Raw genomic sequence first — 2,272 nt, 5'->3', positions numbered from 1 at the left:
AAAAAAAACGATTGCATTATCGAAGAAGCCATTAAAAGACTTTCTCTCTACGAAACCAAGTAAGTTATAAAAAGTGTACTTGGCTGTGATGTTTTTTTTCTTGAAAACCTGCATCAGGGTTTGCACTTTTTCCAGCTCTTCCTCAGTTAATTCGTAAAGGATTTTTTCTTTTACTTTTTCCAATGGGTCATCTGAGATTCGAGTGTCTGCTCGTTTCTTTTTTTTAGCCGGTGTTGGTGCAACTGCTTTCGAATTATTTCTCTTTCTACACGAGCCCTTGTTTTTTTTCTGAGCAGGTTCTGATGAGTCATGCAGCTGAGTTTCTTCTGAGCTACGTCTTGCTCTTTTTTTACCATTAGTGCCTGAAAGGCAGGTGTTGCATAAAAACGCTGAAGCTGATTCCTCATTTGCTATGCGACTTATTTCCTGTGTATTCAGTGTCTTTTCACAATTGGAACAAGTTACAACCAAATTTTCGTTATCCTGCTCAGCAGAGGGTTTTAGTGGGTCATCACCTCCACGACCACTGCCGCCTGATGAACCGGTTCCCTGGTTACAGGCAGGGACTTCGCTCATCTGCCTGTTCTGAGACGTTGTCGTGGTTGTTGATGCTTTGGTCGTTCCGGAGGGTTGATCCTTTTCCCCGTTACACGTTTGACGGCCATAGTATTTGCCAGAAGCGATCACACGGTAAAGGCTGATTTCCCGACTATTCTCTGCTAGCCATGTCTTAACCAGCCCCGGATGAATCGTGGCGGGGTCTGACCTTTCCAGATCAAGAAGGTCCGCTTCAATCACCATGATCCGGTCTGACAAAATCCGGGCCAGCGTGGTTTGGCCTGTCTTAATCGCCCATAGTCGTTTCATTCGTAATATTCGAAGCAGTCGCCTTTTTTGTTGCAGGCATTTTTGAACAGGGTCAGGAACGAGGGTGAGGTCAGGGAGAGGCACCTTGTCAGGATTCCAGTGATTTCCGTCAGGTGGCCTGTCGCCATCATCTCCACCGGCAGCCCCCGTGGCGGTCAGAGCAGTGGAAGAATGCTCCAGGGCTTTCGGAGACGTGACCATCAGGTCAATGCGGCGTGTTTGCGTCATTGGCCAAACGGGTTGGAGAGGTAATTGAAGAAACGCAGGGGGACTGTTATTCGGCAGCAGCTGAAGCAAAATGAGCGCTAATTGCGTCAGCCCAACCGGAAGAGGCTTGGGCTGTTCATGTCCGGCTAACTTATTAGTATACAAGAAATGTGCTGGCAGCAGGTTTGAGCTGTCTAATCCCACTGCAGGCAGTGACTCACCAGACATTATTGTCACTAACAGCAGCAGTGATCGGACCATCGGGCAGATAGTTTTGTTTTTCTGTGGGCGTCCCATAGACTCAGGCGCATTGATTGACGTTTGCCGTATGCACGAGAATGTATAGCATCCCACTGGTTTTCGCGCCATAAACGGAGTTGGCAATTAGAAAATACTCCCACACCCATCAAGTAACTCTAATTCCTGGCAACTCTGATAAACATCAGGATTAACCCCTGATAATAAAGGGTCTCCTCTTCTTAACCGCTTTATTTTTCTGCATGCCAGTTGCCTCCATCTTTTCAGTATGTGGTCGGCGATATCAATTTTGGCTTTTTTAAGGACGGTCACTACATGCATAAGCTCCATTTCATTCTCATACTCGTTCAGTAATGTCAGTATTTCAGTGCTAAAAACTTCTGTCTGATTTAGCTTTAACCATAGGCGGCCAAACGCCTGTTTTTCTCTTTGGTCGTCGGGTGGGTTAACGCTTTGTAGTTCCGGTTCACTGATCGGCTCACAGGCTTCAGCTGTTCTGGATGGAACGTTATTCAAGTATTGAAACAGTGATTTTTTAATCTCATCGGGGCATTTTGTATCTGATGCTTCGATGCTTATTTTCAGTTTGCCAAGCAAGGAGACAGGCAGTCTCTCTTTATGATGGTCAAGGGATTTCCAGGCGACAGCTTTGATGGCCATTCCTCTGCTGATCAGGGTAGCCAGCACATGCATAGGTATTGGGTTGAAGGGCGCGACTCCAACATCACCTTTTGCCCCGGGCTCTCTGTTTACGACTAACCCGGTTTCGAGTCCCTGGATACATACCGGGTAATCGGGTTCTGAACGCTTTTGCCAATGATCTGCTGACAAATAATAGTGTTCAGGCACCCCAGTGATTTTCAAAAAAATCCTGAACTGCTCCTCTGACCAGTTGCTAATTTCCATTTTTTCATTCTGTATTTTCAGCTGCGGCATTGGA

2 protein-coding genes are annotated in these 2,272 nt (G+C 46.4%); both read right to left on the bottom strand.

The window, feature by feature from the left end:
- Positions 1-1,095, bottom strand: a 1,095-nt coding sequence (locus tag KDK17_RS05735; protein WP_257287564.1) for a hypothetical protein, incomplete at its 3' end; no start/stop codon positions are given.
- Between the two features lie 363 nt (positions 1,096-1,458).
- On the bottom strand, positions 1,459-2,272 hold an 814-nt coding region (locus tag KDK17_RS05730; protein ID WP_257275581.1), incomplete at its 5' end, for a hypothetical protein.

This window comes from Endozoicomonas sp. SESOKO2 (assembly GCF_024606245.1).
In the GTDB taxonomy this organism is placed as follows: Bacteria; Pseudomonadota; Gammaproteobacteria; order Pseudomonadales; family Endozoicomonadaceae; genus Endozoicomonas_A.
This window is presented reverse-complemented; position numbering and strand designations above follow the sequence as displayed.